This window comes from Paracoccus alcaliphilus (assembly GCF_028553725.1).
In the GTDB taxonomy this organism is placed as follows: domain Bacteria; phylum Pseudomonadota; class Alphaproteobacteria; order Rhodobacterales; family Rhodobacteraceae; genus Paracoccus; species Paracoccus alcaliphilus.
This window is the reverse complement of sequence record NZ_CP067124.1, coordinates 3478273-3503147: the sequence shown is the minus strand read 5'-3', so window position 1 is coordinate 3503147 and position 24875 is coordinate 3478273. Positions and strand designations below refer to the sequence as shown.

26 protein-coding genes and 3 pseudogenes are annotated in these 24875 nt (G+C 64.9%); 18 read left to right on the top strand and 11 right to left on the bottom strand.

Annotation, left to right across the window (positions count from 1 at the left end):
- Positions 1 to 8: 8 nt before the first annotated feature.
- On the top strand, positions 9 to 662 hold the full coding sequence (locus JHW40_RS18145; protein ID WP_090612907.1) for a winged helix-turn-helix transcriptional regulator: 654 nt from the start codon (positions 9 to 11) through the stop codon (positions 660 to 662).
- Here JHW40_RS18145 and JHW40_RS18140 read toward each other — a convergent pair.
- A complete protein-coding gene (locus JHW40_RS18140; protein ID WP_090612906.1) occupies positions 659 to 1090 on the bottom strand; it encodes an Lrp/AsnC family transcriptional regulator in 432 nt (143 codons plus the stop codon). The genes JHW40_RS18145 and JHW40_RS18140 overlap by 4 nt on opposite strands.
- Positions 1091 to 1265: 175 nt before the next feature.
- On the opposite strand from JHW40_RS18140, the gene JHW40_RS18135 reads away from it, so the two are divergent.
- Positions 1266 to 2420 (top strand): type III PLP-dependent enzyme, encoded by a 1155-nt coding sequence (locus tag JHW40_RS18135; protein ID WP_090612903.1) that lies wholly within the window; start codon positions 1266 to 1268, stop codon positions 2418 to 2420.
- 34 nt (positions 2421 to 2454) lie between these two features.
- Positions 2455 to 3591, top strand: coding sequence for a DUF2235 domain-containing protein (locus JHW40_RS18130; RefSeq protein ID WP_090612901.1), 1137 nt, complete (start codon positions 2455 to 2457; stop codon positions 3589 to 3591).
- A 7-nt stretch (positions 3592 to 3598) separates the two neighbouring features.
- Here the strand turns inward: JHW40_RS18130 and metF are convergent, their stop codons facing one another.
- Positions 3599 to 4480, bottom strand: coding sequence for a methylenetetrahydrofolate reductase [NAD(P)H] (metF, locus tag JHW40_RS18125; RefSeq protein WP_090612899.1), 882 nt, complete (start codon positions 4478 to 4480; stop codon positions 3599 to 3601).
- A gap of 88 nt (positions 4481 to 4568) precedes the next feature.
- On the opposite strand from metF, the gene JHW40_RS18120 reads away from it, so the two are divergent.
- From JHW40_RS18120 to JHW40_RS18110, 3 genes are all read left to right on the top strand, one after another.
- The gene (locus JHW40_RS18120; RefSeq protein ID WP_090612897.1) at positions 4569 to 5483 is read left to right on the top strand and encodes a LysR family transcriptional regulator; all 915 of its coding nucleotides are present in this window, start codon (positions 4569 to 4571) and stop codon (positions 5481 to 5483) included.
- Between the two features lie 67 nt (positions 5484 to 5550).
- Positions 5551 to 6339: an inositol monophosphatase family protein gene (locus tag JHW40_RS18115; RefSeq protein WP_090612895.1), complete on the top strand. Its 789-nt coding sequence runs from the start codon at positions 5551 to 5553 to the stop codon at positions 6337 to 6339.
- Between the two features lie 112 nt (positions 6340 to 6451).
- Positions 6452 to 7408 carry a DMT family transporter gene (locus JHW40_RS18110; protein ID WP_090612892.1) on the top strand — a complete coding sequence of 319 codons (957 nt, stop codon included), beginning with the start codon at positions 6452 to 6454 and terminating at the stop codon, positions 7406 to 7408.
- On the opposite strand, the gene JHW40_RS18105 is transcribed toward JHW40_RS18110, so the two are convergent.
- Positions 7374 to 9440, bottom strand: a complete 2067-nt coding sequence (locus tag JHW40_RS18105) for a lytic transglycosylase domain-containing protein (RefSeq protein WP_090612891.1) — start codon at positions 9438 to 9440, stop codon at positions 7374 to 7376. The genes JHW40_RS18110 and JHW40_RS18105 overlap by 35 nt on opposite strands.
- Before the next feature lie 110 nt (positions 9441 to 9550).
- On the opposite strand from JHW40_RS18105, the gene dapA reads away from it, so the two are divergent.
- A complete protein-coding gene (gene dapA, locus JHW40_RS18100; RefSeq protein WP_090612888.1) occupies positions 9551 to 10426 on the top strand; it encodes a 4-hydroxy-tetrahydrodipicolinate synthase in 876 nt (291 codons plus the stop codon).
- 155 nt (positions 10427 to 10581) lie between these two features.
- Here the strand turns inward: dapA and ilvC are convergent, their stop codons facing one another.
- Complete coding sequence (gene ilvC, locus JHW40_RS18095; protein ID WP_090612886.1) at positions 10582 to 11604, bottom strand: ketol-acid reductoisomerase; 1023 nt, start codon at positions 11602 to 11604, stop codon at positions 10582 to 10584.
- Between the two features lie 126 nt (positions 11605 to 11730).
- Here ilvC and JHW40_RS18090 point away from each other — a divergent pair, with 126 nt between their 5' ends.
- Complete coding sequence (locus JHW40_RS18090; RefSeq protein WP_090612884.1) at positions 11731 to 12186, top strand: Lrp/AsnC family transcriptional regulator; 456 nt, start codon at positions 11731 to 11733, stop codon at positions 12184 to 12186.
- Positions 12183 to 12644: an Lrp/AsnC family transcriptional regulator gene (locus JHW40_RS18085; RefSeq protein WP_090612882.1), complete on the top strand. Its 462-nt coding sequence runs from the start codon at positions 12183 to 12185 to the stop codon at positions 12642 to 12644. The genes JHW40_RS18090 and JHW40_RS18085 overlap by 4 nt, the downstream gene beginning before the upstream one ends.
- Before the next feature lie 24 nt (positions 12645 to 12668).
- Here JHW40_RS18085 and ilvD read toward each other — a convergent pair whose 3' ends face one another.
- The 5 genes from ilvD to JHW40_RS18060 form a co-directional block, all read right to left on the bottom strand.
- Positions 12669 to 14507: a dihydroxy-acid dehydratase gene (gene ilvD, locus JHW40_RS18080; protein WP_090612879.1), complete on the bottom strand. Its 1839-nt coding sequence runs from the start codon at positions 14505 to 14507 to the stop codon at positions 12669 to 12671.
- A gap of 160 nt (positions 14508 to 14667) precedes the next feature.
- On the bottom strand, positions 14668 to 14982 hold the full coding sequence (locus tag JHW40_RS18075) for a DMT family transporter (RefSeq protein WP_090612878.1): 315 nt from the start codon (positions 14980 to 14982) through the stop codon (positions 14668 to 14670).
- A 244-nt stretch (positions 14983 to 15226) separates the two neighbouring features.
- Positions 15227 to 16426 carry a UbiH/UbiF family hydroxylase gene (locus JHW40_RS18070; protein ID WP_090612875.1) on the bottom strand — a complete coding sequence of 400 codons (1200 nt, stop codon included), beginning with the start codon at positions 16424 to 16426 and terminating at the stop codon, positions 15227 to 15229.
- Between the two features lie 27 nt (positions 16427 to 16453).
- On the bottom strand, positions 16454 to 16639 hold the full coding sequence (locus JHW40_RS18065) for a hypothetical protein (protein ID WP_139208170.1): 186 nt from the start codon (positions 16637 to 16639) through the stop codon (positions 16454 to 16456).
- Positions 16640 to 16664: 25 nt separating this feature from the next.
- Positions 16665 to 17399 carry a pyrimidine 5'-nucleotidase gene (locus JHW40_RS18060; protein ID WP_090612871.1) on the bottom strand — a complete coding sequence of 245 codons (735 nt, stop codon included), beginning with the start codon at positions 17397 to 17399 and terminating at the stop codon, positions 16665 to 16667.
- A 65-nt stretch (positions 17400 to 17464) separates the two neighbouring features.
- On the opposite strand from JHW40_RS18060, the gene JHW40_RS18055 reads away from it, so the two are divergent.
- From JHW40_RS18055 to JHW40_RS18045, 3 genes are read left to right on the top strand one after another with little or no spacing between them, the layout of a single operon-like run.
- Positions 17465 to 18091 (top strand): GntR family transcriptional regulator, encoded by a 627-nt coding sequence (locus JHW40_RS18055; protein ID WP_090612868.1) that lies wholly within the window; start codon positions 17465 to 17467, stop codon positions 18089 to 18091.
- A complete protein-coding gene (locus JHW40_RS18050) occupies positions 18084 to 18719 on the top strand; it encodes a DNA-3-methyladenine glycosylase family protein (protein WP_244519219.1) in 636 nt (211 codons plus the stop codon). Before JHW40_RS18055 ends, JHW40_RS18050 begins: the two co-directional genes overlap by 8 nt.
- The gene (locus JHW40_RS18045) at positions 18716 to 19369 is read left to right on the top strand and encodes an alpha/beta hydrolase (protein ID WP_090612864.1); all 654 of its coding nucleotides are present in this window, start codon (positions 18716 to 18718) and stop codon (positions 19367 to 19369) included. Before JHW40_RS18050 ends, JHW40_RS18045 begins: the two co-directional genes overlap by 4 nt.
- Before the next feature lies 1 nt (position 19370).
- On the opposite strand, the gene JHW40_RS18040 is transcribed toward JHW40_RS18045, so the two are convergent.
- On the bottom strand, positions 19371 to 19802 hold the full coding sequence (locus JHW40_RS18040; RefSeq protein WP_090612861.1) for a VOC family protein: 432 nt from the start codon (positions 19800 to 19802) through the stop codon (positions 19371 to 19373).
- A gap of 185 nt (positions 19803 to 19987) precedes the next feature.
- On the opposite strand from JHW40_RS18040, the gene JHW40_RS18035 reads away from it, so the two are divergent.
- The 3 genes and pseudogenes from JHW40_RS18035 to JHW40_RS18025 all read left to right on the top strand — a co-directional run bounded on the left by JHW40_RS18035 (position 19988) and on the right by JHW40_RS18025 (position 22192).
- Entirely contained in the window at positions 19988 to 20524 is a 537-nt protein-coding gene (locus tag JHW40_RS18035; protein ID WP_244519218.1) for an HNH endonuclease, read from the top strand.
- On the top strand, positions 20525 to 21091 hold the full coding sequence (locus JHW40_RS18030) for an HNH endonuclease (RefSeq protein WP_090612859.1): 567 nt from the start codon (positions 20525 to 20527) through the stop codon (positions 21089 to 21091). It begins immediately after the preceding gene.
- 130 nt (positions 21092 to 21221) lie between these two features.
- Positions 21222 to 22192: pseudogene (locus JHW40_RS18025) on the top strand (IS5 family transposase).
- A 161-nt stretch (positions 22193 to 22353) separates the two neighbouring features.
- Here the strand turns inward: JHW40_RS18025 and JHW40_RS18020 are convergent.
- A pseudogene (locus tag JHW40_RS18020) lies at positions 22354 to 22623 on the bottom strand (transposase); the annotation flags it as partial.
- Positions 22624 to 22802: 179 nt separating this feature from the next.
- Here JHW40_RS18020 and JHW40_RS24260 point away from each other — a divergent pair.
- The 3 genes and pseudogenes from JHW40_RS24260 (at position 22803) to JHW40_RS18005 (ending at position 24865) form a co-directional block, all read left to right on the top strand.
- Positions 22803 to 23093 (top strand): transposase, encoded by a 291-nt coding sequence (locus JHW40_RS24260; protein WP_419182453.1) that lies wholly within the window; start codon positions 22803 to 22805, stop codon positions 23091 to 23093.
- A gap of 3 nt (positions 23094 to 23096) precedes the next feature.
- A pseudogene (gene tnpC / locus JHW40_RS18010) lies at positions 23097 to 24617 on the top strand (IS66 family transposase); the annotation flags it as partial.
- Positions 24617 to 24865, top strand: coding sequence for a hypothetical protein (locus tag JHW40_RS18005; protein ID WP_272849012.1), 249 nt, complete (start codon positions 24617 to 24619; stop codon positions 24863 to 24865). The pseudogene tnpC and the gene JHW40_RS18005, both read left to right, overlap by 1 nt.
- Positions 24866 to 24875: the final 10 nt, after the last annotated feature.

Below are 24875 nucleotides of genomic sequence, written 5' to 3'. Positions count from 1 at the left end.
ATGAAAATATGACCAAGACAGGCGAAATGACGCGGATCCGCTATGACGAGGGGTGCCTTGTCGCCCATGCGCTGAACGTGGTGGGCGACCGTTGGGCGCTGCTGGTGGTGCGTGAACTGATGCTGACGGCAAAGCGGTTTCAGGCCATCCGAACCGGGCTGCCGGGGATCACCCCCGGGGTGCTGACGCAGCGGCTGGGGCAATTGGTTCATGCGGGCGTCGTGCAGCATGACGCCAATCTGGGCGCCTATGGGCTGACCGAATCCGGGCGCGGGCTGCTGCCGGTGTTGCAGGCGATGTGCCGCTGGGGCGCGTCCCATCCCGGCCATGATCCACGCCGATTCATCAGTCCGACGGCGCTGATGATCTCGATGACCGTGATGATCGACACCGCGGCGGCGCGGGGCCGGACCGTCGCGGCGGGCTTTCGCTGCGGGCATGAGGCCTTCCTGCTGCGGCTGAACGGTGACGGCATCCTGCGCCCCGAAGCTGTCAGCGACATGACGGCGGATTTCGTGCTGCGGGGCGACGGCAACAATCTGGCTATCGCGGTCTATGGGCCGATGCCGCTGCGCGATCTGGCCGAAGGCTGGGTGGTCGAAATCGACGGCGATACCTGTGCCGCGCAGCAGTTCGTCGATCTGTTCCGGCTGTCGTCCTAAAGCGCGCGGTCCAGCTTGGTGGACAGGTGGATCAGGCTTTCCGAGGATCGCACGCCCTCGATCCCGCCGATCCGGTCCAGAATGTCATCCAGTTCCGAGGTGGTGGCGGTCGCCAGTTGCAGCAGCAGGTCCACCCGGCCACTGGTGGAATGGATCCGTTCGACCTGCGGCAGAACCCGCAGCCGCGCCAGAATCGCGGGCAGGCTGCGCGGCTCGGTCGTGACCAGCACGGTGGCGCGGATACGCGATGCCCGCGCCGCCTCGCCCAGACGCAGGGTATAGCCCGCGATCGCGCCGGTATTCTCCAGCCGCTCCAGCCGCGCCTGCACGGTCGAGCGCGCCACCTTCAGCCGCCGCGACAGCACCGCGACCGACATGCGCGCGTCCTGCGACAGTTGCGCCAGAATGTTCCGGTCCAGATCGTCCACCCGAATCCCCCGCTTGCGCCGTCATGTCGTCAAAATGTCACCCATTTCGTCATAATAACGGCATGCTTGGGCGAATCTATGCTTTTCATCGGTGAAATTGGAAACCAAAAGCGCCATTCTGTGTTGAGGCACTCTTGCCCCTTCGACACAGCATGAACGCGCGAAAGGACCCGAAATGGGACAACAGAAGACCGTCTGGGACAATCCGGCCGAGATCATCCGACATACTCAGCCCGAAAACCCGGTCATGGTCTTTGCACCGACCGTATTGCAGGACCGCGCCCGGACCTTCATCAAGGGATTTCCGGGGCTTGTGACCTATGCGGTCAAGTCCAATCCGGGCGATGCCGTGATCCAGAACCTTGTGACGGCGGGGATCGGCGGCTTTGACGTCGCCTCTCCGTCCGAGATCGATCTGGTCGGGCGTCTGGCCCCCCGCGCGGCGCGGCATTACCACAACCCGGTGCGCTCGGACGCCGAGATCGCCCATGCGTTGGCGGCGGGCATCAGGGCGTGGTCGGTGGACAGCCGCAGCGAATTGGACAAGCTGTTCGCGCAGGTACCGACCTCGGTCGATGGCGAGGGGGTCGAGATCTCGCCCCGCTTCAAGCTGCCGGTGATGGGCGCGGTCTATGATTTCGGCTCGAAATTCGGGGCCAGCCCGGAATATGCCGCCGACATGCTGAAAGAGGTCGCCGCGCGCGGCTATGTCCCATCGCTGACCTTCCATCCGGGGACGCAATGCACTGATCCCATCGCCTGGGAAAGCTATATCCGCGAGGTGCGCAATATCTGCGACATGGCAGGCGTGCGGGCGCATCGGTTGAATGTCGGCGGTGGGTTTCCGTCGCATCGCGTCACCGGCGTCGAACCCGATCTGGAGTCGATCTTCACCGAGATTGGCGACACCGTTGTGGAATGTTTCGGCGACGACGCCCCCGCGCTGGTCTGCGAGCCGGGCCGGGGTCTGTGCGCCGATGCGTTTTCGCTGATTACCCGCGTTAAGGCGGTGCGCGACGGGGCCAATGTGTTCCTGAATGACGGGGTCTATGGCGGGCTGTCGGAACTGCCGATCATCGGCAATATCGACCGCGTGCAGGTCCTGTCGCCCGAAGGCAAACCGCGCGAGGCAGAGCGTTCGGGCCGCGTCATCTTTGGCCCGACCTGCGATTCCGTGGACCGCCTGCCGGGCGAGCTGAGCCTGCCCGAGGATATCACCGATGGCGATTTCGTCGTCTTCCATGGCGCGGGTGCCTATTCCACCGTTACCAGCACCCGTTTCAACGGTTTCGGGCAGATGACCCACGCGACCGTGATGGCTTTGGAGTAACCGAAAACTTACATTGCCATGCTAGGTTCGGGCGATGCAGCCGACTCGCCCGCCCCTGATTCATGTCCTTTTGATCGACGGCACCTTCGCCTCGCTGGCCGATGGGCGGCGCAGTTCCATCGGGCGCATCCATGACCTGCTGCGGGGACATCTGGGGCCGGCGCCGGATGCGCGGCTGCGGCTGTATTACGCCTCGGGGCAGCAATGGAACCGCTGGCAGACATTGCCGGATCTGGCGATGGGCCGGGCGCTGGAGGGGCGCATCGTCGAGGCTTATGGCTGGCTGGCCAATGGCTGGCGTCCGGGCGATCTGATCTTTCTGTTCGGCTATTCGCGCGGGGCCTTTGCGCTGCGCAGCCTTGCGGGGATGATCGCGCGGGTCGGCCTGCTGCGCCCCGAACGCGCGACCGAGCGGAACACCCGGCTGGCATGGCGGCTGTATCGCGAAGGCGGGGCAGAGGGCACGCTGGCCGCATTCCGCAAACGCTGCCATCCCCGGGTGCCGATCCGCGCGATCTGCTGCTTTGATACGGTGGCGGCGCTGGGGTTGCGGCTGCCGCTGCTGTGGATGGTGACCGAGCCGATGTTCCGCTTTCACGACGCCAAGCTGGTCGATGGGGTCGAGAACGGTTTTCACGCGCTGGCGCTGGACGAAACCCGCGCCGCCTTCGCCCCGCTGCTGTGGGAGAACGCGCCCGATACCGGCCAGGTCCAGCAGATGTGGTTCCGCGGCGCGCATTCCGACATTGGCGGGCAGTTGCGCGGGCTGGAATTTGCCCGGCCGCTGGCGAATATCCCGCTGGTCTGGATGCTGGACCGTGCCGAGCAGGTCGGGTTGCCGCTGGCGCCGGGCTGGCGGCGGCATTTTCCCTGCGATCCGACCGCGCCGGGAATCGGGACATGGCGGCAATGGGGCAAGGCGTTTCTGGCGCGGGCGCCGCGTCTGGTGGGCGCCAATCCCGACGAGGCGCTGCACCCGAGCGTGCCGCGCCCCTATCCCGGCCCGGCGCTGCTGACCGGGCATCTGGCCGATCAGGCGCTGGACCGGCCAAGGCGGCGCTTTCGCGGGCGCAGGATCAAGCCCGACCCCGCACCAGAGCCGTGGCTGGGCGACGATGTGTCGCTTGGCGATGGGATCGGCACTGAAGGATCACAGGATGCCGGTCGCTGAAGGCGGTTCAGGCGACGGCTTCCAGCCCGTTACCTTCGGGACGGATACCCAGTGCCGCGCAGACATCCAGCGTCATTTCCGGGCGGTTCAGCGTATAGAAATGCAGCCGGTCCACCCCGCCCTCGATCAGCTTGCCGCACAGATCTATGCACAGATCGGTGGCCAGCCTGCGCTCGGCCTCTGGTCCCTCGGCCACGGCCTTGTCGAATGCGGCCTCGATCCGGCCCGGCACGCTGGTGCCGCAGGCGGCGGCAAAGCGGCGCGCGCCCGCCCAGCCCTGAATCGGCAGGATGCCCGGAATGATCGGCGCCTCGATCCCCGCCGCCGCGCATTTATCGCGGAAACGGAAAAAGGTTTCAGGCTCGAAGAAGAACTGCGTCATCGCGCTGGTCGCGCCTGCGTCCAGCTTGCGCTTCAGCCAGGCGACATCGGCATCAGCGCCGTTGCTGTCGGGATGCGGCTCGGGATAGGCGCCGACGCGGATGGTCAGGTCGCCACGCGCCGCGATCGCCTCGATCAACTCGACCGAACTGGCAAAGCCGTCGGGATGGGGGGTGAAACGATCCTGACCCCGGGGCGCGTCGCCGCGCAGGGCCACGATCTCGCGGATCCCGGCATCGGCATAGGAACCGACGATTTCCAGCGTTTCGGCGCGCGTGGCCTCGACGCAGGTCAGGTGGGCGGCCACGTTCACGCCGTAATGGCGGTTGATGGTCGTCACCGCCTCGTGCGTCAGTTTGCGGGTGGTGCCGCCCGCGCCATAGGTGACGGACACGAAATCGGGCCGCAGCGGCGCCAGCGCGCGCGCGGTTTCCCACAGCCGGAACGAGGCATCCAGCGTCTTGGGCGGGAAAAACTCGAAGCTGATTTTCGGCGCGGGGCGGCTCATGTCGATTCCTTTCCTTTCGGGCCTTGTGCCACGGTGCTAACGGTGAAACAAATTCATAATCTTCAAGTTGATTATGAAGGCGGCTCACATGCATCTTGAATTGCGCCATCTTCGCACGGTTCGGGCGATTCATGAACAGGGCGGTCTGGCCCGCGCGGCCGAGGTGCTGAACATCACCCAGTCGGCGCTGTCGCATCAGGTCAAGGCGCTGGAGGAACAGGCCGGGGTCGAGCTGTTCGTGCGCCGCGCCAAGCCGATGCGGCTGTCGGCGGCAGGGATGCGGCTGCTGCGGCTGGCCGAGCAGGTGCTGCCGCTGGTTGCCGCCACCGAGGCCGAGTTCAAGGGCGTCGAGATGGGCCGCGTGGGCCGGTTGCATATCGCGATGGAATGCCATGCCTGTTTCGACTGGCTGTTGCCGGTGCTGGATATGTTCCGCCGCACATGGCCCGATGTCGATGTCGATATCCGCCAGCGGCTGGCCTTCAGCGCCCTGCCTGCGCTGGCCCGGGAAGAGGTCGATCTGGTGATTTCCTCGGACCCCGAAGAGATGCCGGGCGTGACGTTCCAGCCGCTGTTCGACTATTCACCGACGCTGCTGGTGCCTGCGGGGCACCCTCTGGTCGCCAAGGGCTGGGCCGAGCCTGCCGATTTCGCGGATCAGACGCTGATCACCTATCCGATGGATCGCGGGCGGCTGGATGTGTTCAGCCAGTTCCTGACACCCGCCGGGGTCGAGCCAGCCCGGACGCGGCAGGTGGAACTGACCGCTGTCGCCGTGATGCTGGTGGCCAGCGGGCGCGGCATCGCGGTCATGCCCGACTGGGTGCTGCGGCGAGAGGCGGCCAATCCCGAACTGGCGTTGCTGCCTTTGGGGCAGGGGGGGATGATGCGACGTCTTTATGCGGCGATCCGCGAAAACGACCTGAGCCTGCCCTATATCGCCCATATCCTGCGGCTGTCGCGCACCGAGGCGCTGCGGATGTTGCGTGACCCTGCGGCCTGATCTGCGGCCCGGCTTGGCATTTCGCGCGCATCGGCATATGACGCGCCAACCCTGACAGGAGCCCCCGATGCAAAGCGCGAATCTGAATATCATGATCAAGGCCGCCCGTAAGGCTGGCCGCAGCCTGGTCAAGGATTTCCGCGAGGTTGAAAACTTGCAGGTCAGCGTCAAGGGCGCGGGCGATTTCGTCAGCCGCGCCGACCGCGAGGCCGAGCGTATCATCAAGGAAGAACTGCGTGGCGCCCGCCCCAACTATGGCTGGCTGGGCGAGGAAACCGGGGAAGAGGCGGGCGAGGATCCGACCCGGCGCTGGCTGGTCGATCCGCTGGACGGCACCACGAACTTCCTGCACGGGCTGCCGCATTGGGCCGTCAGCATCGCGCTGGAACATAAGGGCGAGATCGTCGCCGCCGTCATCTTCGACCCCGCCAAGGACGAGCTGTTCGTGGCAGAAAAGGGCGGCGGCGCCTTCATGAACGACCAGCGGTTGCGGGTATCGGGCCGCAGCCGGATGATCGAATCGATCTTTGCCACCGGCGTGCCCTTCGGCGGGCGCGGCACCTTGCCCGCAACGCTGAAGGATCTGGCCCGGCTGATGCCGCTGACTGCGGGCGTGCGCCGCTGGGGTGCGGCGGCGCTGGATCTGGCCTATGTCGCGGCGGGTCGTTACGACGGTTACTGGGAGCGCGGCATTAATTCCTGGGACGTGGCGGCGGGTATCCTGCTGGTGCGTGAGGCCGGCGGCTTCGTCGAGGGGTTGCGCGACGATGACGATCCGCTGGAATCGGGCCGGATCATCGCTGCCAATTCAGTGATTTTCGACACCTTCGCCAAGGTCATCCGCACCCGCGACTGATCGCTGCGTGGCTTGCATGTCGCGCGGGCGGGCTTGCATGATCTGCAACCCCGCCTTGCCTTGACCTTCGGCAGGAAGGCGGGCATGGCCGGATCATCCCAGGAACGCGACCATGCCAGACGATCCCAACGCCCAGCCCTATGCCGCCTCGGCAGCCTCGGCCTCTGCGCCGCCGCCCTTGCCGCCAAAGACCCGCCCGCCGGTGCAGGACCGCACCGGGCTGGCGATTCTGCTGATGTGTCTGGTCAGCTTCATCTTCGCCTTGCAGGACGGGTTTTCGCGGGTACTGGCCGAGAACTATCCGCCGGTTCTGGTGGTGATGCTGCGCTATTGGGTCTTTGCGGTCTTCGTGATCGCGCTGGTTGCACGTCAACCGGGCGGGCTGAAACGCGCCGTCCGCACCAAACGCCCGATCACCCAGATCATCCGTGGCGTCGTGCTGGTGGTCGAGGTGCTGATCATGGTCGAGGCCTTTGTGCGCCTCGGGCTGGTCGAAACCCATGCCGTGTTCATCGTCTATCCGCTGCTGGTCGCGGCACTGTCGGGGCCGATCCTTGGCGAAAAGGTTGGCTGGCGGCGCTGGACCGCGATTCTCATCGGCTTTGTCGGTATTCTGGTGGTGCTGAATCCCGGCAGCGGCGTCATGCGGATGGATGCGCTGCTGCCCTTCGTCGCCGCGCTGATGTTCGCGCTTTACGGTCTGCTGACGCGGCATGTGTCGCGCGACGATCCTTCGGTGGTCAGTTTCTTCTGGACCGGGATTGCCGGGGCGGTGGCGATCACGCTGGTCGGGATCTGGGAATGGCAATGGCTGACGCCGCTGGACTGGGTGTGGATGGCGGGGCTGTGCGCCTGCGGCATGACCTCGCATTACCTGCTGATCCGCGCCTATGAGATGGCCGAGGCCTCGGCGCTGCAACCCTTCGCCTATACCCAGCTGGTCTGGGTCAGCATCCTTGGCGTCGTGCTGTTCAGCGAGGTGCTGCGCCCCAATGTGATCGTGGGCGCGGGCATCGTGGTGGCGGCGGGACTGTTCACTCTGTGGCGGACGCGGCAGAAATCGGGGTGATCCAGCCTTCGGGCAGGCGCGGCCCGATAAAGGGCCGCTCGGGCGGGCGGGCCGACAGGGCCAGCGTCAGCCGCAGGGGCGGCGGCGGCATCAGCCCCCCGCCGCTCAGGTCCCAGCGCGGCACCATCGGCGCGGGCTGACCCTTGATCCGGGCGCGATAGATCGGCAGCGCCTCGGTCACCCGCATCACATAGTTACGGGTCTCGTCAAAGGGGATCAGTTCCACCCAGTCCACCGGATCGGCATCGCGGCGAAGATCGCCGAAATCGCCCAGCCAGCGGGCAGGGCGGCCCGGCCCGGCATTGTAGCCCGAGGCCACCAGCGCGATCGAACTGCCGAAACGGTCGCGCAGCCCGGCCAGATAGGCCGCCCCCAGCCGCGCATTATAGGCCGCATCCTGCGTCAGGCGCGGCAGGTCATAGGGTTCGCCGATCCTGCGGGCCATGTCCTCGGCGGTGCCGGGCATCACCTGCATCAAGCCCTTGGCCCCGGCATGGCTGTTGGCGGTATGGTTGAATTCGGATTCCTGCCGGGCGATGGACAGGACCAGTTCGGGTGGCAGGCCCAGTTCTTCCTTTTCCAGCCCGGTCAGCGGGAAATGCGCGGCGGGATAGACGACACCCTTGTTCGCGGCCTGTTTCGACAGGCGCAGCCCGTGCCACGGGGTGCCTGCCTCGTACATCAGGCGGGCCATGCGGCCGATATCCTCGGGCTCGGCGGTCTCGGACAGATGCAGCAGGAAACGCTGCGCATCGTCCTTGCGCCCGGTCGCAATCAGCCACAAGGCGGCCTGAAACACGTTGCTTTCGCGCAATGCGCTGCCGCGCCAGTCGGGCAGGCTGTCGGTGGCAGGGCCGGGGATGGCATAATCGGCGGGCATGACATCGCCGGTCTTTTCGGCGGCCAGCTGCCCGTAATAGGTGGCGGGCATGGCAGCGCCCTGCGCATAGGCCCGGCCGGCGGCATCCTCATTGCCCAGATCCTCATGCGCGCGGCCCTGCCAGTAATGCGCCCGCGCCTTGCTGATCAGACTGCCGACGACCTCTTCCAGATGCAGGAAATGTTCCAGCGCCCGGGCGGCTGCGCCCTGTTTCAATGCGGCGAAACCCGCAAGCCATTCCAGATCGGCGTAATGGCGGTTGTCGGGTGACAGGAAATGCGGTGCGGCCAGCCGCTCGGCCCGCGCCCAGTCGCCGTTCCGCATCGCCAGCCGCGCATAATCGACCCGCATCTGCGCCCAGAGATCGGGGGCCCGCAGCGTCTCGGCGCTGTCCGAGGCCTCCAGCATCAGCGCCTGCGCGCCCTCATGCTGTTTCGCGCGGACCCGCCACAGGAAACGGTCCAGCGTCAGCCCGGCATCGCCGCGCAGATCCTGCGGCAGGGCAAGGATCAGATCATCCACACCGGCCCGCCCCGCCTGAAGCGCGATCCGCGCCTTCAGCAGGGGGTGTTCCTCTTCGGGCAGCAGCGGCAGCAGACGCTCGGCTTGCGCCCATTCCTGCAGGTCCAGCATCGCGGCGGCGCGGGTCGGATGCAGCGGGGCAAGCTCCTCTCCGTGATCGGCCAGAAAGGCGGCCTCGTCGGTGGCGCTCAGCGGCACCGAGGTCCAGAAACGCGCGCGCTCGGCTTGGGCCGCATCTGCATCCAGCGTGGCCAGCAAGGCGCGCTCGGTCGCCAGCGAATCGGGCAGCCGGTCGCCCAACCAGTCGCGGATCGCCTGCGCGGGCATATCGGGACGCAATCTGCCATCGCCACGCTGATGCAGCAGGGCAAGACCCGGCCAGTCGGCATGGGCCTGCGCGAAATCCAGATAGTCCTGAAAATTGCCGTAACCCGCGCGCAAGGCCTGCCAGCCGATCAGCGATTCGGCCATCGGCCCCGAGGCCCGCGCTGCATCCCGCGCCGTCACCCAGTCGCGCATGTCGGCTGCCGCCAGCGCCAGCGCCAGCGCCCCCGCATCCTCGGCCCGGGGCGCCGCAGGCAGGGTGACAGCCAGAGCCGTCGCCAGCAGAATGTCGCGCAGATGTCGCATCAATTCCCTGTGTCGCCATCATGCGCAAGAAGCGCAATTCACATCCTTGGCAAGTCGTTCGCCCGGATATAGGTTCGCGCGACTTCAACCCAAGCCTATAGGAGCGTGTCATGTTCAAAGGGTCAATGCCCGCACTGGTCACGCCGTTCACCAAGGACGGCGAACTGGATCTGGGCACGCTCAAGAAACTTGTCGAATGGCATATCGAACAAGGCAGCCACGGGCTGGTGCCGGTGGGCACGACCGGCGAAAGCCCGACCCTGACCCACGACGAACATCGCACCGTGATCGAAGAGGTGGTCCGGGTGGCCGCTGGCCGCATCCCGGTGATCGCCGGGGCGGGGTCGAACTCGACCCGCGAGGGGATCGGGCTGGTCCGCCACGCGGCCGAGGTCGGCGCCGATGCCGCGCTGGTGGTGACGCCCTATTACAACAAGCCGACGCAGGCCGGGCTGATCGCCCATTTCACCGCGCTGGCCGAGGCGGTGGACCTGCCGATCATCATCTATAACATCCCCGGCCGCTCGGTCGTGGACATGTCGCCGGAAACGATGGGCGAATTGGCGAAGCTGCCGAATATCGTCGGCGTCAAGGATGCCACCGGCCGTCTGGAACGGGTCAGCCAGCAGCGCATCAGCTGCGGCCCGGACTTCATGCAGCTGTCGGGCGAGGACGCGACTGCATTGGGCTTCAACGCCCATGGCGGGGTGGGTTGTATCAGCGTGACCGCCAATATCGCGCCAAAGCTTTGCGCCGAGTTCCAGCAGGCGACACTGGCTGGCGATTATGCCAGAGCGTTGGCCTATCAGGACCGGCTGATGCCGCTACATGTTGCGATCTTTGTCGAACCGGGACTGGTCGGTGCCAAATACGCCATGTCCCGCCTGGGCCTGTGCAATGAACGGGTGCGTCTGCCCCTGGTCCCACTGACCGATCCAACGCGCCAGCAGATCGACGCGGCGCTGGCGCATGCAGGGTTGATCTGACCGAAAAAGAGGGGGCGCTGCCCCCAATCACCTGCCGGTGATTTCCCCCAGGATATTTGGACACCAAAGATGGGCAAAGCCGCGCTTTATCTTTGGTGGGTAAATATCCTCGGGGGTCCGGGGGCAGACAGCCCCCGGTGGTGTCGGTTTCGCGATCAGTTGCGGGCGCGATCGACCATCTTGCCTTTCGAGATCCACGGCATCATTTCGCGCAGTTTGGCGCCGACCTGCTCGATCTGATGCTGGTCGTTGATGCGGCGGGTCGCCTTGAACGAGGGCTGTCCGACGGAGTTTTCCTGCATGAAATTGCGGACGAACTTGCCGGTCTGGATATCGCGCAGCACTTCCTTCATCCGGGCCTTGGTTTCGTCATAAGGCAGGATGCGCGGGCCGCTGACATATTCGCCATATTCGGCGGTGTTGCTGATCGAATAGTTCATGTTGGCGATGCCGCCTTCATAGATCAGGTCCACGATCAGTTTCACCTCGTGCAGGCATTCGAAATAGGCCATTTCGGGGGCATAACCCGCCTCGACAAGCGTCTCGAAGCCCATCCGGATCAGTTCGACCAGGCCACCGCAGAGAACCGCCTGTTCGCCGAAGAGGTCGGTTTCGCATTCCTCGCGGAAATTGGTCTCGATGATGCCCGAGCGGCCGCCACCGATGGCCGAGCAATAGCTGAGGCCCAGATCCAATGCCTTGCCGGATGCGTCGTTATCCACGGCCACCAGGCAGGGCACGCCGCCGCCCTTGACATATTCGCCGCGCACCGTGTGACCGGGGCCTTTGGGTGCCATCATGATGACATCGACGCCGGGCTTCGGCTCGATCAGGCCGAAATGCACGTTCAGGCCGTGGGCGAAGGCAATCGCCGCGCCTTCGCGCAGGTTGTCATGGACGTATTTCTTGTAGGTTTCGGCCTGCAATTCGTCCGGCATGGTGAACATGATCAGGTCGCACCAGGCGGCGGCTTCGGCGATACCCATCACCTTCAGCCCCTCGGCTTCGGCCTTCTGCGCCGAGGCCGAGCCTTCGCGCAGGGCGACGACCACATTCTTCGCGCCCGAATCACGCAGGTTCAGCGCATGGGCGTGGCCCTGGCTGCCATAGCCCAGAATCGCGACCTTCTTGTCCTTGATCAGGTTCACGTCGCAATCGCGGTCATAGTAAACGCGCATCAGAATCTCTCCTCTGTCCGATCATACGGTTCTAGCGGCAATGACCGGACAGTTCTGTGCATTGTTTGCGTTAATTAGGGTTATATAGTAAAAGTAATGTCGTAATTGATTAAGTATGAAATATTCATGCCTGATACTGTCGATCGCCGCATTCTGCGTCACCTTCTGGCCGATCCCGACGCGCCGAACGCCGTTCTGGCCGAACGGGTGGGAATCGCCCCGGCCAGCCTCTGGCGGCGGTTGGAGAAGATGCGTGAATCCGGGGTGATCGTCGCCATTCAGGGCCGGATCGACTGGTCTGCGCTTGGCTGGGAGGTTCAGGTCAGCCTGCGCTTCACGCTGGACAAGACCAATCCGCGCGCTTTCGATGAATTCATCGCCGCCGCGCGTGACGTTCCCGAAGTCACCGAGATCCAGACCTTTCTGGGCAGCGTCGATCTGCGCCTGTCGGTGATCGCGCGGGACATGGCGCATTGGCAGCAGATCTATCGCGATCGCATCCTGACGCTGCCGCATGTGTCCGACAGTGATGCGCTGATGCTGGTCTCGACCATCAAGGACAGCGGAGAACTGGCGATATGACCCTTGCGCTGGATGCAACCGATCGGGCGATCCTGCGGATCTTGGCGGCGGATGCGACCAGAAGCGCGGCCGAGGTCGGGCGCGCGGTGGGTATCGGACAGCCCGCGGCGTGGCGGCGCATTCGCAAGCTGACCGAGGCCGGCGTGCTGGCGGGGCGTCGCGTGGTGCTGGACAATGCCGCGCTTGGTTTTGGCGTCACCGTCTTTCTGGGCATCCGTCTGGCCGCCAAGGGCCGCACCAGTCTGGAGGAATTCGAACGCGCCGTGACCGCCATCCCCGAGGTGCAGACGGTGCAGCACGTCCTTGGCCAGTTCGATTATCGCCTGCGCATCACCGCCCGCGACATTTCCGATTTCGAGCGCATCCTGCGCCGCCGGATCATGACCCTGCCCGGGGTCGGACAGGTCGAGGCCAATGTGATGCTGTCCGAGGAGCGCAGACCGGGGCCGCTGGGTTAGCCTGTCAGGGTAGTAGCGCCGGATTTACTCCGGCACCACCCGCACCGCACCCTTCGCCGCGCTGGTGGTCAGCGCCGCATAGGCGCGCAGCGCCGTTGTGATCTTGCGTTTGCGGGGTTTGGCGGGTTTCCAGCCTTCGGCCTCGCGCTTTTCGCGCCGTGCGGCCAGCGTCGCGTCGTCCACCGCCAGATGGATCACCCGGTTGGGGATGTCGATCTGGATCAGGTCGCCCTGTTCGACCAGACCGATGGTGCCGCCCTCTGCCGCCTCGGGCGAGACATGGCCGATGGACAGCCCCGAAGAGCCGCCCGAGAAACGCCCGTCGGTGACCAGCGCGCAGGCCTCGCCCAGCCCCTTGGATTTCAGATAGCTGGTCGGATAGAGCATCTCCTGCATGCCCGGACCACCGCGCGGCCCTTCATAGCGGATCAGCACGACCTCGCCCGGCTTGACCTTGCCGGTCAGGATGGCGGATACGGCGTCATCCTGGCTTTCGAAGATATGCGCGGGGCCTTCGAATTTCAGGATCGATTCCGCGACGCCCGCCGTCTTCACGATGCAGCCGTCCTCGGCCAGGTTGCCATAGAGAACCGCCAGCCCGCCATCCTTCGAGAACGCATGTTCCGCATCGCGGATAACGCCCGTCTGCCGGTCCAGATCGACCTCGTCATAGCGGCGATCCTGCGAGAAGGCGGTCTGCGTCGGCACGCCGCCGGGGGCAGCGCGAAAGAAGTCATGGACCGAAGGCGCATTGGTGCGCGCGACATCCCAGCGGTTCAGCGCCTCGGCCAGCGAACCGGCATGGACGCTGCCGACGCTGGTATCCAGAAGCCCGGCGCGGTCCAACTCGCCCAGAATCGCCATGATCCCGCCGGCGCGGTGGACATCCTCCATATGCACGTCGGCCTTGGCGGGGGCGACCTTGCACAGCACCGGCACCTTGCGCGACAGCTTGTCGATATCGGTCATGGTGAAATCGACCCCGCCCTCATGCGCGGCGGCCAGCAGATGCAGCACGGTATTGGTCGAGCCGCCCATGGCGATGTCCAGCGTCATCGCATTGGCAAAGGCCTCGAAGGTGGCGATCGAGCGCGGCAGGACGGCGGCCTCGTTGCCCTCATAGTAACGCCGTGCCAGATCGACGATCAGATGCCCGGCCTCGACGAACAGGCGCTGGCGGTCGGCATGGGTGGCCAGCGTCGAGCCATTGCCCGGCAGCGACAGGCCCAGAGCCTCGGTCAGGCAGTTCATCGAGTTGGCGGTGAACATGCCCGAGCACGACCCGCAGGTCGGGCAGGCCGAACGCTCGATCGCCTCTACATCGGCATCCGAAACCCGGTCATCGGCGGCGGCGACCATGGCATCGACCAGATCCAGCGCCTTGACCTTGCCATCCTCGAGCACGACCTTGCCGGCCTCCATCGGGCCGCCCGAGACGAAGACGGTCGGGATGTTCAGCCGCAGCGAGGCCATCAGCATCCCCGGGGTGATCTTGTCGCAATTGCTGATGCAGACCATCGCGTCGGCGCAATGCGCATTGACCATGTATTCGACGCTGTCGGCGATGATCTCGCGCGAGGGCAGCGAATAGAGCATGCCGTCATGGCCCATCGCGATCCCGTCATCGACGGCGATGGTGTTGAACTCTTTGGCGATGCCGCCCGCCGCCTCGACCTCGCGTGCGACCAGCTGGCCCAGATCCTTCAGATGCACATGGCCCGGCACGAACTGGGTGAAGCTGTTGACGATGGCAATGATCGGCTTGCCGAAATCGCTGTCCTTCACCCCGGTCGCACGCCACAGGCCACGCGCGCCTGCCATGTTGCGGCCATGGGTGGTGGTGCGGGAACGATAGGCGGGCATGGCTTGAGTCTCCTTTGGCTGGGATGTCTTTAGCACCGTCCGTACGGGAAGGAAATTGCCTCAAGGGATGGATCCGTGACCTGCCACGTCACGATGCAGACGCGGATGGTGTCATGGATATTTATACACCAAAGATGCGGCAAGTTCCTTTTGGTGGCGATCAGGAGGCCAGTTTCATGGCGATGATACCGCTGACGATCAGGCTGGCGGCGATGATGCGCCCCATTGTCACCGGCTCGCCCAGCAACATGACCCCGACGGTAAAGCTGCCGACGGCGCCGATGCCGGTCCAGATCATATAGGCGGTGCCAAGCGGCAATTGCCGCATGGCGATGGCCAGCAACCAGAAAGAGCCGGCCATGGTGACCACCATGATTGCCGTCGGCAGCAGGCGGGTGAATCCATGCGATTGTTTCATTGCGCTCGCCCAGACGATTTCGAGAAGTCCGGCGACAAAAAGGGTAAGCCAGGGCATGAGGGGCCTTCTTGCAGGAACCGGGCCGTCCCGGCATCAATACCCGTGGTGGGGAGGTCGTCCTCGCCCGACCATCTAGGGCATCATGGCCGCGTCATCAAGACGCCAGTCTCTCGCACTCCTTGCAAATACCTCCGGGGGGCGCCGCCGTCAGGCGGCCGGGGGGCAGGCAGCCCCCCCGCCATCGCGGGACGCAGAAAGCGACGCGGGCTTCCCGCGGCGCCCTGCTTGCCGGTGGTGGCGGTCAGGTCTGGCGCAGTCCCAGCCCCGCGCGCATCATCATCTGGCGTATCGGCTTGATGCCGTAAAGTCCGCCAAGGGCCGCCGCGCGCAGGTCGCGCAGGGGGCGGGCCGAGGTCTGGCTGGCGCGGTTCAGCGCGTCGATGCCCAGCAGCCGTGCATAGGTTTCGGGGCGGCGCGTGCGGTTATAGCGGGCAAGGCTTTCGGCGCTGCCGGGGTCACCCCGGCTGAGGTCGATCAGCGCGGCAAGGTCGGCCAGGCTCATGTTCAGCCCCTGCGCCCCGATCGGGGGGACGACATGGGCGGCCTCGGCGATCAGTGCGCTGCGCTGGCCTGTGAAACTGTCGGCGATCTGGCTGATGATCGGCCATTGCGTCAGCCGCGTGGCCAGCGTCAGCCGCCCCAGCACCCCGGCCGAGCGGGCGTTCAGTTCCGTCTCGAACGCCTCGGGCGGCAGCGCGGCGAGGCGGGCGATCTCGCGTCCGCTTTCCATCCAGATCACCGCCGAGGACGGCTTGCCGTCGCGGTCGGGCAGCGGCACCAGCGTGAAGGGGCCGCCAGAACGATGGACCTCGGTCGAGCTGTTGTGATGCGCGATCTCATGCGTCACGGCGAAGGCCAGCGCCTTCTGGCCATAGCGGAAGGACCGCACCCCGATCCCCAGCGCGTCACGCACGGCGGAATTGCGGCCATCCGCGCCCACCAGCAGCCGGGCGCGGATCTGCTGGCCGTCAGACAGTGTGACATGGGCTGATTCGTCGCGGGTGATGATCTGTCGGGTCGCGGTGCCGGGTTGAAAGCGGACATTCTGCATCTGCGCCAGCCGGGCCGAAATTTCTCGCCGCAGCAGCCAGTTGGGCAGGTTCCAGCCAAAGGGAGTGTCGCCGATTTCCGCCGCATCGAATTCGCGGGTCAGGCGCGGCTGGGGCAGGGCGCCTCCGGCATCGACGATGCGCATGACCTGCAGAGGCGTCGCGAAGGGGGCCAGCCGATCCCACAATCCGATCCGCTCCAGCAGCGCCACCGACGGCGCGAGAAACGCGGTCGAGCGCAGATCGGCACCTGCGGCATCCTCGCTGATGACCGGGGCGGCGGGATCGACGCAGAGGGTCGTGAAACCCTCGGCCCCGAAGGCAGCGGCGGCGATCAGGCCGGCGATGCCGCCGCCCGAGATCAGGATGTCATGGCTGTCGGGGTCAGGCATCGCGGGCCTCTGGCTGCGCCAGTTGAATCAGTTGCCGGTGGTGAAGGCCAGCATGATGGCAAAGACCACCACGGTGGCGGCGATGCCGACGAAGCCAAGCGCCGCAAGGCCGAACTGCATCACCAGCGCGGCGACGATCAGGATCGTGACCAGCAGGCCAAGGATGACGCGGATCGTCAGGCGGTTGTCGTCGGGGGCGGTCTGTTCGGTCATGGGATGCCTCTTGCCGGTATCGGGGTCAGCGCGTTCCGCCGCCATTCTGCCCTGTTGCGCCGCCATTCGCAATCGCGCGCAGGAAGCCCGCAAGGTCATTCGTGCGGTGATGGACGTGCGGCCCGTGGTCGCAGTCGTCAGCCAGCGCGTCCGGGCCGATGCGTCCGGGGCCGACCAGAACCGTCTGCATTCCCAGCGCATGGGGGATTTCCAGATTGCGCGGATCGTCCTCGAAAAACGCCGCGCGGCGGGGATCGGCGCCGCAGGCGGTCAGCACCGCGTCAAAGGCCTCGGCCAAGGGTTTGGGGCGAAAGCCGGTTTCCTCGATGCCATAGATCGCCTCGAACAGGGCCACCGCCTTACTGTCGGGCATGGCCGGGGCGATCAGCCCGCGCGCTGCCAGCACCCGGCGGGCATAGGTCGAATCGGCATTGGTGTGGATGATCTTGCGGCCCGGCAGCGCGGCGATGGCTGCGGCCAGATCGGGGTCTGGCGCCAGACCCGAGAAGTCGATGTCATGCACCTCGGCCAGATAGGCGGCGGCGTCGATGCCATGTTCCGCCATCAGCCCCGCCAGCGTCGTGCCGTGCTGGCGCCAGTAATCGCGCCGCAGCAGGTCGGCCCGGGCGTGATCGACCGCCAGCAACCGCATGACATAATCGGTCATGCGCGCCTCGATCTGCGAAAACAGCGCCGTTTCGGGTGGATACAGCGTGTTGTCCAGATCGAAGATCCAGATATCCGTGTCGTGAAACTTCATACCCCGTGGCTAACCCTTCAAAGCCGCGCTTGCAATCGCCCGGCTGTCGGCCAATCGTGTCGCCCATGAAAGACGATGCCTATTCCCTGATCCTTGCCGCCATCGAAGGCGGCACCTATCGCCCCGGCGACCGGCTGGTCGAATCGGAACTGGCCGAGCGGTTCGGCGTGTCGCGGACGCCGGTGCGCGAGGCGTTGCAGCGGCTGGAGACGCAGGCCATGCTGGTGCGCGACGGGCGCAGCCTGATCGTCGCCTCGCTGGATCACAACCAGCTGGCCGAGCTTTACACCGTCCGGGCCGAGCTGGAGGCGCTGGCGGGCAGGCTGGCCGCGCGTCACGCCACCCCCGAAGAGGTGCGGGTTCTGGCCCATATGCTGGCCGAGGATCAGGCCAATGCGGGCGACCCCGAGGCTTTGGCGCGGACCAACAAGCGGTTTCACCGGCAGATCCATCTGGCCTCGCATAACCGTTATCTGGTGCAGCAGCTGGATCTGGTGCATCGGACGATGGCGCTGATGGCACGGACCTCTCTGGCAGCCGAGGGCCGCAGCGAGACCGCGCTGGCCGAACACAAGCGCATCGTCGATGCCATCGCGGCGGGTGACGGGCAGGCGGCGGATCAGGCGTTGCGGCAGCACATCTCGATGGCATGGGAAACCCGGCTGCGGCTGGACGCGCAGGCCGTTGAGTGATCCGCCGCGCCTGATCGAGACCGAGGCCGATCTGGCCGAAGGCGCGGAATATCTGGCGCGGGTCTGTCCGGTCTGGGCGCGGGTTCTGCCGGAACTGGGGCCTCTGCCGCTGCGCCGTCGCGGCGACGGGTTCGAGGCCATCGCCAGTGCCATCGTCGCCCAGCAGATCTCGGTATCCGCCGCCGCCGCGATCTGGGACCGGATGGCGGCGGCGGGCCTGACCGATCCGCAGGGGATCGCGGCGGCCAGCGACAAGGATTTTCGCACGGCGGGGCTGTCGCGGCCCAAGGCGCGTTATCTGCGCGGGATCGCGGCGTCGGGGCTGGATTGGCGGTCCTTGCGTGCGATGTCCGACGATCAGGCCATCGCGACGCTGGTGGCGCTGCCGGGGATCGGGGTCTGGACCGCCGAAATCTATCTGAAATTCGCGCTGGGTCGCGCCGATGTTTTTGCGGCGGGCGATCTGGCCCTGCAAGAGGCCGCGCGCCTGATGTATGACCTGCCGGACCGCCCCGGCCCCGCCGCGTTGCGCGAAATGGCCCTGCCGTGGCGGCCCTGGCGGGCGGTTGCGGCGCGGGGGCTGTGGGCCTATTACCGGCTGGCCAAGGGACGCGAGGGAGTGCGATGACGGACGAGTTGAAATCAGCCCGCAAGGGGCCGGCACAGGCGGATGCGGTCGTTGTGTTCCTGCACGGCTATGGCGCGGATGGCGCGGATCTGCTGGGTCTGGCCGATCCGCTGGCACCGCATCTGCCGGGTACGGCCTTTTACGCCCCCGACGCACCGGAACGCAGCGTCAACAACCCGATGGGTTTCCAGTGGTTTCCGATCCCGTGGCTGGACGGCTCGACCGAGGCGCAGGCGAAAGAGGCGATGGGCCGCTCGATCGGTGCAGTGAATGCGTTTCTGGACAAGGTGCTGACCGACGAGGGGCTGACGCCCGCCCGCATGGTGCTGATCGGCTTTTCGCAGGGCACGATGATGGCGCTGCATGTCGCGCCGCGTCGCGATCAGGCGGTCGCCGGGATCGTCGGCTTTTCCGGCCGCCTGCTGGCGCCAGAACTGATCGACGAGGTGAAAGTCAGGCCGCCTGTCCTGCTGGCGCATGGCGATCAGGATCCGATGGTGCCCTTTGCCGATATGGGGCTGGCCGCCGGGGCGCTGGAACAGGCGGGTTTCGACGTGCAGACCCACGTGATGAAGAACACGCCGCACGGGATTTCGCCCGACGGGCTGTCGGTCGCGCTGCAATTCCTGAAGCGGCATCTGGGCAAGTAACTCAGCCCCAGATTGCCGGGTCCGCCAGTTCGATGGAATTGTCCGCCGGATCGCGGAAATAGATCGAGCGCGCGCCGTTCGGCCAGTGGAAATCGGCCTCGATGGCGATGCCGCGGGATTCCAGATGAGCGCGCCAGCGGTCCATGTCCTGCGCGCTGACGGCAAGGCAGAAGTGGCCGGGACCGCGCGCGCCATGCGGCGGCACCGGCAGTTTCGCATCCGGGGCGGGCGGTTTTTCGGTGGCCTGCGGGTTGAAGATCAGCAGCACCTGCGCCGGGCTGTGGCTGACGCGGAAAAACACATGACGTCCGGGCACCGTCTGGAATGGCTGCAACCCCATGACATCGCGCCAGAATCGGGTCGCGGCCTCAAGGTCCTGGGCGTAAAGCGCGCTTTCCAGCGTGCCGATCAGGGGTGGCGCTGCATCCGACATGACGCCACAGTGACATTCCCTGACGCCTTGGGCAACTGTCACGGATTTGTTGCGGGTCACGCATAATCTGCACATGCTCGGATATATGTAGGGCTTGTCAGATAGCGACGCCGATATATAGTCAGGGCGACGGATCTGACGGGCTGCCCCGGGTCTGGCCTCCGGGGCGCAGATGGGAAGGCAGTATGCACGCGCACAAATCCGATTTCAGAACGCATTTCGTGCGAGAGCCTGCCGGGCTGCGCCATTGCCCGGCCCTGGCGCTGAACTCGGATGACCGGCCACTCAGCTATTACCCGCGGTCTCTGTGGCCCTGGCAAGAGGCGATCAAGGCGGTGTTTCTGGATCGTTTGACCATCATCGCCGAATATGAAGAGGTCGTACGAAGTCAGAAGGAGATGTTCCGTATCCCCTCGATCGTCGTTCTCAAGGATTATGTGAAACCTCAGAAGCGCGTGGCATTCACGCGCTTCACTCTTTTTGGGCAGGATGAAATCAGCTGCCAGTATTGCGGCGCCAAGGGTGATCTGACCTTCGACCATGTGGTGCCCCGGTCGCGCGGTGACATTGCCAGCAGGTTGAATTTGCGCCCATGTCAGAATATATTCCTGGTTTTAAACCGATACCTTGAGAACAAGATTTCACGCCTGACGGCATATTGTTCTTATGGGGTCCGGGCGTGTCGCATAGCTGCAATATGCACACGCAGGGCGGTGACCTAGATGATGCAAAATCTGGCCAACGTTCGCACCCTGGTTCTGAACGCCGATATGCAGCCACTTAGCTGGGCGCCCTTATCGGTCTGGCGATGGGAGGATGCCATCGTGGCCGTGCATCAGGACCGGGTCATACAAGTCAAAGCCTATGATAACATTCGCATTCGTTCCGCTCGAAGTTCGTTCGAGGTGCCGTCCGTTGTCGCGTTGAAAAGGTATCGAAAGCGTAAGAAGGCTGCATTTACGCGATACCATCTGTTTCTGCGGGATGAGTTCACCTGTCAATACTGCGGAAATCGATTTAATGCGAAGGAATTGACATTCGATCATATTATTCCACGCAGCAAAGGTGGTATATCGTCGTGGCGTAACATTGTTGCCTGCTGCAAGCCGGACAACTTGAGGAAAGGCAGCAAGACGCCAGAGCAAGTCGGACTCAGGCTCAGGAGAAAGCCATTTGAACCGACGATACAACAGCTCGACCGTGCCGCAAAGAAGATGAAGATAATTCACGGCGAGATACATCAAACTTGGTTGGACTTTTTATATTGGGGTGAAGAGCTCGAGGCTTAATGGCGCTTGCGCTGAGTATTTGTAAAAATTACATTGCAATTACGTTGAGTGATGCATCGGGTTCGGCGTTGTTGCACAAGCCTGACGGCAAGTGATTCACTTTGCGGATCCATGCCGTTAGACGCGCTGCATGAGCAAGCCATCACCCGCCCGCTATCGCACGACGAACTGGTCCAGCTACAACGCATCGCTGCGCAAGCGGGGGTCGCTGCTGATCTGGGTGGACACGGACATAACCTGGCTTGCGCCGCGTGATGGGAGGCCTGGGAGGCCAGCGGTGTTTTCCGATGCGGCGATACAGTTCTGCCTGTCGATCAAGGTCCTGTTCAAGCTGCCGCTTCGCCAGATCGAGCCAGGTTCCGCCACTGGTTCGAGGAACCTTGGCGAGGCGGGATGGTGGCGAGCCTGCTGAAGCTGGCGGGGCTGGACTGGCCGGTGCCTGACTTTTCCACGCTGTGCCGCCGACAGAAGACCCTGGCCGTGCAGATCCCCTATCGCCGCGCCGACGGGCCGCTCAACCTGCTGGTCGACAGCACGGGCATCAAGTTCCTCGGCGACGGCGAATGGCAGGCGCGCAAGCACGGGGTGCAGGGGCGGCGCCAATGGCGCAAGGTGCATCTGGCGATGGACCCGGCCACGTCCGACATCCGCGCGGTGGAATTCACCCCTGGCCGCGACGGCGACAGCCCCGTTCTGCCCGACCTGCTCGGCCAGATCCCGGCGGACGAGAAGATCGGCACGGTCACCGCCGACGGCGCCTATGACACGCGCCGCTGCCACACCGCTATCCTCGCGCGTGAGGCCACCCCGATCATTCCGATCCGCAAGAACGGGCGGCTGTGGAAGGAAGATTGCCCGGCGGCACGCGCCCGAAACGACACCCTGCGCGCCACCCGACATTACGGTCGGGCTTTCTGGAAACGTTGGACTGGATACCACGCCCGCAGCCGGATCGAGGCGAGGATGCGCTGCCTGAAATCCTTCGGCGAACGCATCATGGCGAGAGACCCGGATCGCCAGACCGCCGAAGTCCACATCCGCGTCGCACTCATGAACCGCTTCAACGCCCTCGGCACAGCCGACATCGTCCGCCTAGCCTGAGTTGAGTGGGGGAAGGGGCAGTCACGCCTCAACCGATAGTTGCGCAACAACGCCATCGGGTTCATAATTTTCCTTTTCGGAATTTTTGAACTTCTGACGTGAATTTGGCAGGTGCGCAATGTACGTCGCTCAGATCCCCCTAGGGTCGATCCCTATAAATTTTAGATCCAGAAGATGATGATCGCGGCGAGGATGATTGCGTTGAGGAAGATGTCGCCGCATCTCTCGTAGCGGGTAGCAATGCCGCGCCAGTCCTTCAGACGACCGAAGGCATTCTCGATGCGGTAGCGCCTGCGATAAAGGCGCTTGTTGTATCTGGCCGGTTTCCTGCGTTTCTTCCTGGGCGGGATACAGGGGCGGATACTGCGGCCCTTGAGGTCGTCGCGCAACCAGTCGGCGTCATAGGCCTTGTCGCCCAGGAAGTGCTTGGCTGTAACGGCCCGGTTGCCACCGCCTTTTGATCTGGGTCTCGGACCTTAAGCTACGTCGTTATTGACGTCCTTACCGACGTCGTATCGGGGAGCTGAGATCTGTGGGTCATGTTGGGGTTCTGGGACGGGAGCGTCGCCGTAGATGGTCGGATGCCGAGAAGATTTCGGTCCTGGAGCGCGTGGGTGTCAACGGCAGGACGGTGACGGATGTCGCGCGCGAGGCCGACCTGACGCGGCAACACATCTATCAGTGGCGCCAGGAGATGCGGCGCAAGGGGCTTTGGCCTGTCTCGGGTTCGGCGCTGTTTGTGGCGGTTGACGAAGATGCCGCTGGCCGCAGCCAGCCCCTGGCACCCGGGTCGGTGCCGATGATCGAGATATTGCTGCGCAACGGTCGGCATGTTCGTTGCGCCGAGACGATCGATGACCGATCTCTTGCGCGGCTGATCCGTGTGCTGGAGGCCGTATGATCGGACCAGTTGATCCAGGCCCTGCGGTTACGCATCGCCAGGCTGAAGAAGCAGGTGTTCGGCCGGTCCTCGGAAAAGATCGAGCGCGAGATCGAGCAGCTTGAGCTGGCGCTGGAGGATCTGCTGATCGCGACGGCCGAAAGCGAGACTTCGGTCCCGGCTGACGGTCAGGGCGATGATACGCTGGAAACGTCAGCGACCGATGGCGTCTCTGACCGCCCCTCCCGCCGCCGCCCTCGGGTCTCGGACAGCACGCCGCGCGAGCGGCAGGAACTGGACCCCGGCAGGTGCTGCCCCGATTGCGGTGGCGATCTGCGTCTGGTGGGCGAGGATGTCAGCGAGATGCTGGATCTGATCGCGGCACAGTTGAAGGTCGTGCAGATCGCCCGGCTCAAGAAATCCTGCCGCCGCTGCGAACGCATGGTGCAAGTTCCGGCCCCCAGCCGCCCGATCCCCGGCAGCGTGGCAGGCGCGGGCCTGCTGGCGCATATCCTCGTCTCCAAGTTCGACGACCATCTTCCCTTGTATCGCCAGCACGAGATCTTCGCCCGGATGGGAGCGGATATCCCCGACAGCACACTGGTCGACTGGTGCGGTCGCGCCATGAAGGTGCTGGCCCCGTTGATCGAACGGATCGAGGCGGACGTGATGACCAGCGACCTGCTGCATGCCGACGATACACCGATCCGGGTGCTGGATCGTGTGGGCCGGGACAAGGGGCTGGGCAAGGGCGTGAAGAAGGGCCGGATCTGGGCCTATATCCGTGACCAGCGGCCTTGGTCGGGTGCCTCGCCCCCCGGTGCTGTCTATGCGTTTGCGCCGGATTGGAAGGAAGAACACGTCCATCGCCATCTGGCCAACACCCGCGGCATCCTGCAGGCCGATGGCTACAAGGGATATGCAAAGCTCTATGCTCCACAGCCGGATGGGGCGCACCGCCTGCAAGAGGCAGCGTGTTGGGCCCACCTGCGGCGCGACTTCCATGACGAATGGGACAAGACCAGATCCGCGATCGCCCGCGAAGCGCTCGACCGTATCGGCGCGCTCTACGACATCGAGCGGGAGATCACCGGTCATCCCGCCGCGATCCGTCTTGCCGCGCGCCAGAAGCACAGCGCCCCGAAGGTCGAGGCCTTCTTCGCCTGGTCAGAGAGCCAACTCTCGCGGATCCCCGGCAAGGGGGATCTGGCCAAAGCCTTCCGTTATGGGCTGAGCCGTCAGGACGCCTTCAGCCTGTTCTTGTCCGATGGGCGCGTGGGCATCGATAACAATCCGGCCGAGCGCGCCCTGCGCCCGATCGGCGTTGGCCGCCGTAACTGGCTCTTCGCGGGGGCCGATACCGGAGCCGAAACGTTGGCCCGGGCCATGACCATCGTTGAGACCGCCAAAATGAATGGCCTGGACCCGCAGGCCTATCTGGCCGACATTCTGGCCCGTATCCATGATCACAAGATCAACCGGCTCGACGATCTGCTGCCCTGGAACTGGTCGCCGCTGCCCTCCGCCCAGCACGAGGCCGCCTGATGGCAACCGTCACCCACGTCTGCACCCTCGACTACGTCGCAAAGATGCTGGGCGAAGACCCCGAGCTTCTCGAAGCCATCGTCTACAACGATGACAACCTGACCTACGGCGCGATCATCAGCGTCTATACCGGCCCCGATGACACCGTCACCGCCCTGACCGATGACGGTATCGACGAACTGAAAGACATGCTCAGGGACGATGATCAGAAAATCAACACCCGCATCAAGGCACTGTCGCCGCGGTAACAATCAGTCG

What these genes read in the sequence shown, in the direction of transcription:
- JHW40_RS18145 (WP_090612907.1), top strand. Translation starts at nt 9, where the DNA reads ATGACCAAGACAGGCGAAATGACGCGGATCCGCTATGACGAGGGGTGC.
- JHW40_RS18135 (WP_090612903.1), top strand. Translation starts at nt 1,266, where the DNA reads ATGGGACAACAGAAGACCGTCTGGGACAATCCGGCCGAGATCATCCGA.
- JHW40_RS18130 (WP_090612901.1), top strand. Translation starts at nt 2,455, where the DNA reads ATGCAGCCGACTCGCCCGCCCCTGATTCATGTCCTTTTGATCGACGGC.
- metF (WP_090612899.1), bottom strand. Translation starts at nt 4,480, where the DNA reads ATGAGCCGCCCCGCGCCGAAAATCAGCTTCGAGTTTTTCCCGCCCAAG.
- JHW40_RS18120 (WP_090612897.1), top strand. Translation starts at nt 4,569, where the DNA reads ATGCATCTTGAATTGCGCCATCTTCGCACGGTTCGGGCGATTCATGAA.
- JHW40_RS18115 (WP_090612895.1), top strand. Translation starts at nt 5,551, where the DNA reads ATGCAAAGCGCGAATCTGAATATCATGATCAAGGCCGCCCGTAAGGCT.
- JHW40_RS18110 (WP_090612892.1), top strand. Translation starts at nt 6,452, where the DNA reads ATGCCAGACGATCCCAACGCCCAGCCCTATGCCGCCTCGGCAGCCTCG.
- JHW40_RS18105 (WP_090612891.1), bottom strand. Translation starts at nt 9,440, where the DNA reads ATGCGACATCTGCGCGACATTCTGCTGGCGACGGCTCTGGCTGTCACC.
- dapA (WP_090612888.1), top strand. Translation starts at nt 9,551, where the DNA reads ATGTTCAAAGGGTCAATGCCCGCACTGGTCACGCCGTTCACCAAGGAC.
- ilvC (WP_090612886.1), bottom strand. Translation starts at nt 11,604, where the DNA reads ATGCGCGTTTACTATGACCGCGATTGCGACGTGAACCTGATCAAGGAC.
- JHW40_RS18090 (WP_090612884.1), top strand. Translation starts at nt 11,731, where the DNA reads ATGCCTGATACTGTCGATCGCCGCATTCTGCGTCACCTTCTGGCCGAT.
- JHW40_RS18085 (WP_090612882.1), top strand. Translation starts at nt 12,183, where the DNA reads ATGACCCTTGCGCTGGATGCAACCGATCGGGCGATCCTGCGGATCTTG.
- ilvD (WP_090612879.1), bottom strand. Translation starts at nt 14,507, where the DNA reads ATGCCCGCCTATCGTTCCCGCACCACCACCCATGGCCGCAACATGGCA.
- JHW40_RS18075 (WP_090612878.1), bottom strand. Translation starts at nt 14,982, where the DNA reads ATGCCCTGGCTTACCCTTTTTGTCGCCGGACTTCTCGAAATCGTCTGG.
- JHW40_RS18070 (WP_090612875.1), bottom strand. Translation starts at nt 16,426, where the DNA reads ATGCCTGACCCCGACAGCCATGACATCCTGATCTCGGGCGGCGGCATC.
- JHW40_RS18065 (WP_139208170.1), bottom strand. Translation starts at nt 16,639, where the DNA reads ATGACCGAACAGACCGCCCCCGACGACAACCGCCTGACGATCCGCGTC.
- JHW40_RS18060 (WP_090612871.1), bottom strand. Translation starts at nt 17,399, where the DNA reads ATGAAGTTTCACGACACGGATATCTGGATCTTCGATCTGGACAACACG.
- JHW40_RS18055 (WP_090612868.1), top strand. Translation starts at nt 17,465, where the DNA reads ATGAAAGACGATGCCTATTCCCTGATCCTTGCCGCCATCGAAGGCGGC.
- JHW40_RS18045 (WP_090612864.1), top strand. Translation starts at nt 18,716, where the DNA reads ATGACGGACGAGTTGAAATCAGCCCGCAAGGGGCCGGCACAGGCGGAT.
- JHW40_RS18040 (WP_090612861.1), bottom strand. Translation starts at nt 19,802, where the DNA reads ATGTCGGATGCAGCGCCACCCCTGATCGGCACGCTGGAAAGCGCGCTT.
- JHW40_RS18035 (WP_244519218.1), top strand. Translation starts at nt 19,988, where the DNA reads ATGCACGCGCACAAATCCGATTTCAGAACGCATTTCGTGCGAGAGCCT.
- JHW40_RS18030 (WP_090612859.1), top strand. Translation starts at nt 20,525, where the DNA reads ATGATGCAAAATCTGGCCAACGTTCGCACCCTGGTTCTGAACGCCGAT.
- JHW40_RS18005 (WP_272849012.1), top strand. Translation starts at nt 24,617, where the DNA reads ATGGCAACCGTCACCCACGTCTGCACCCTCGACTACGTCGCAAAGATG.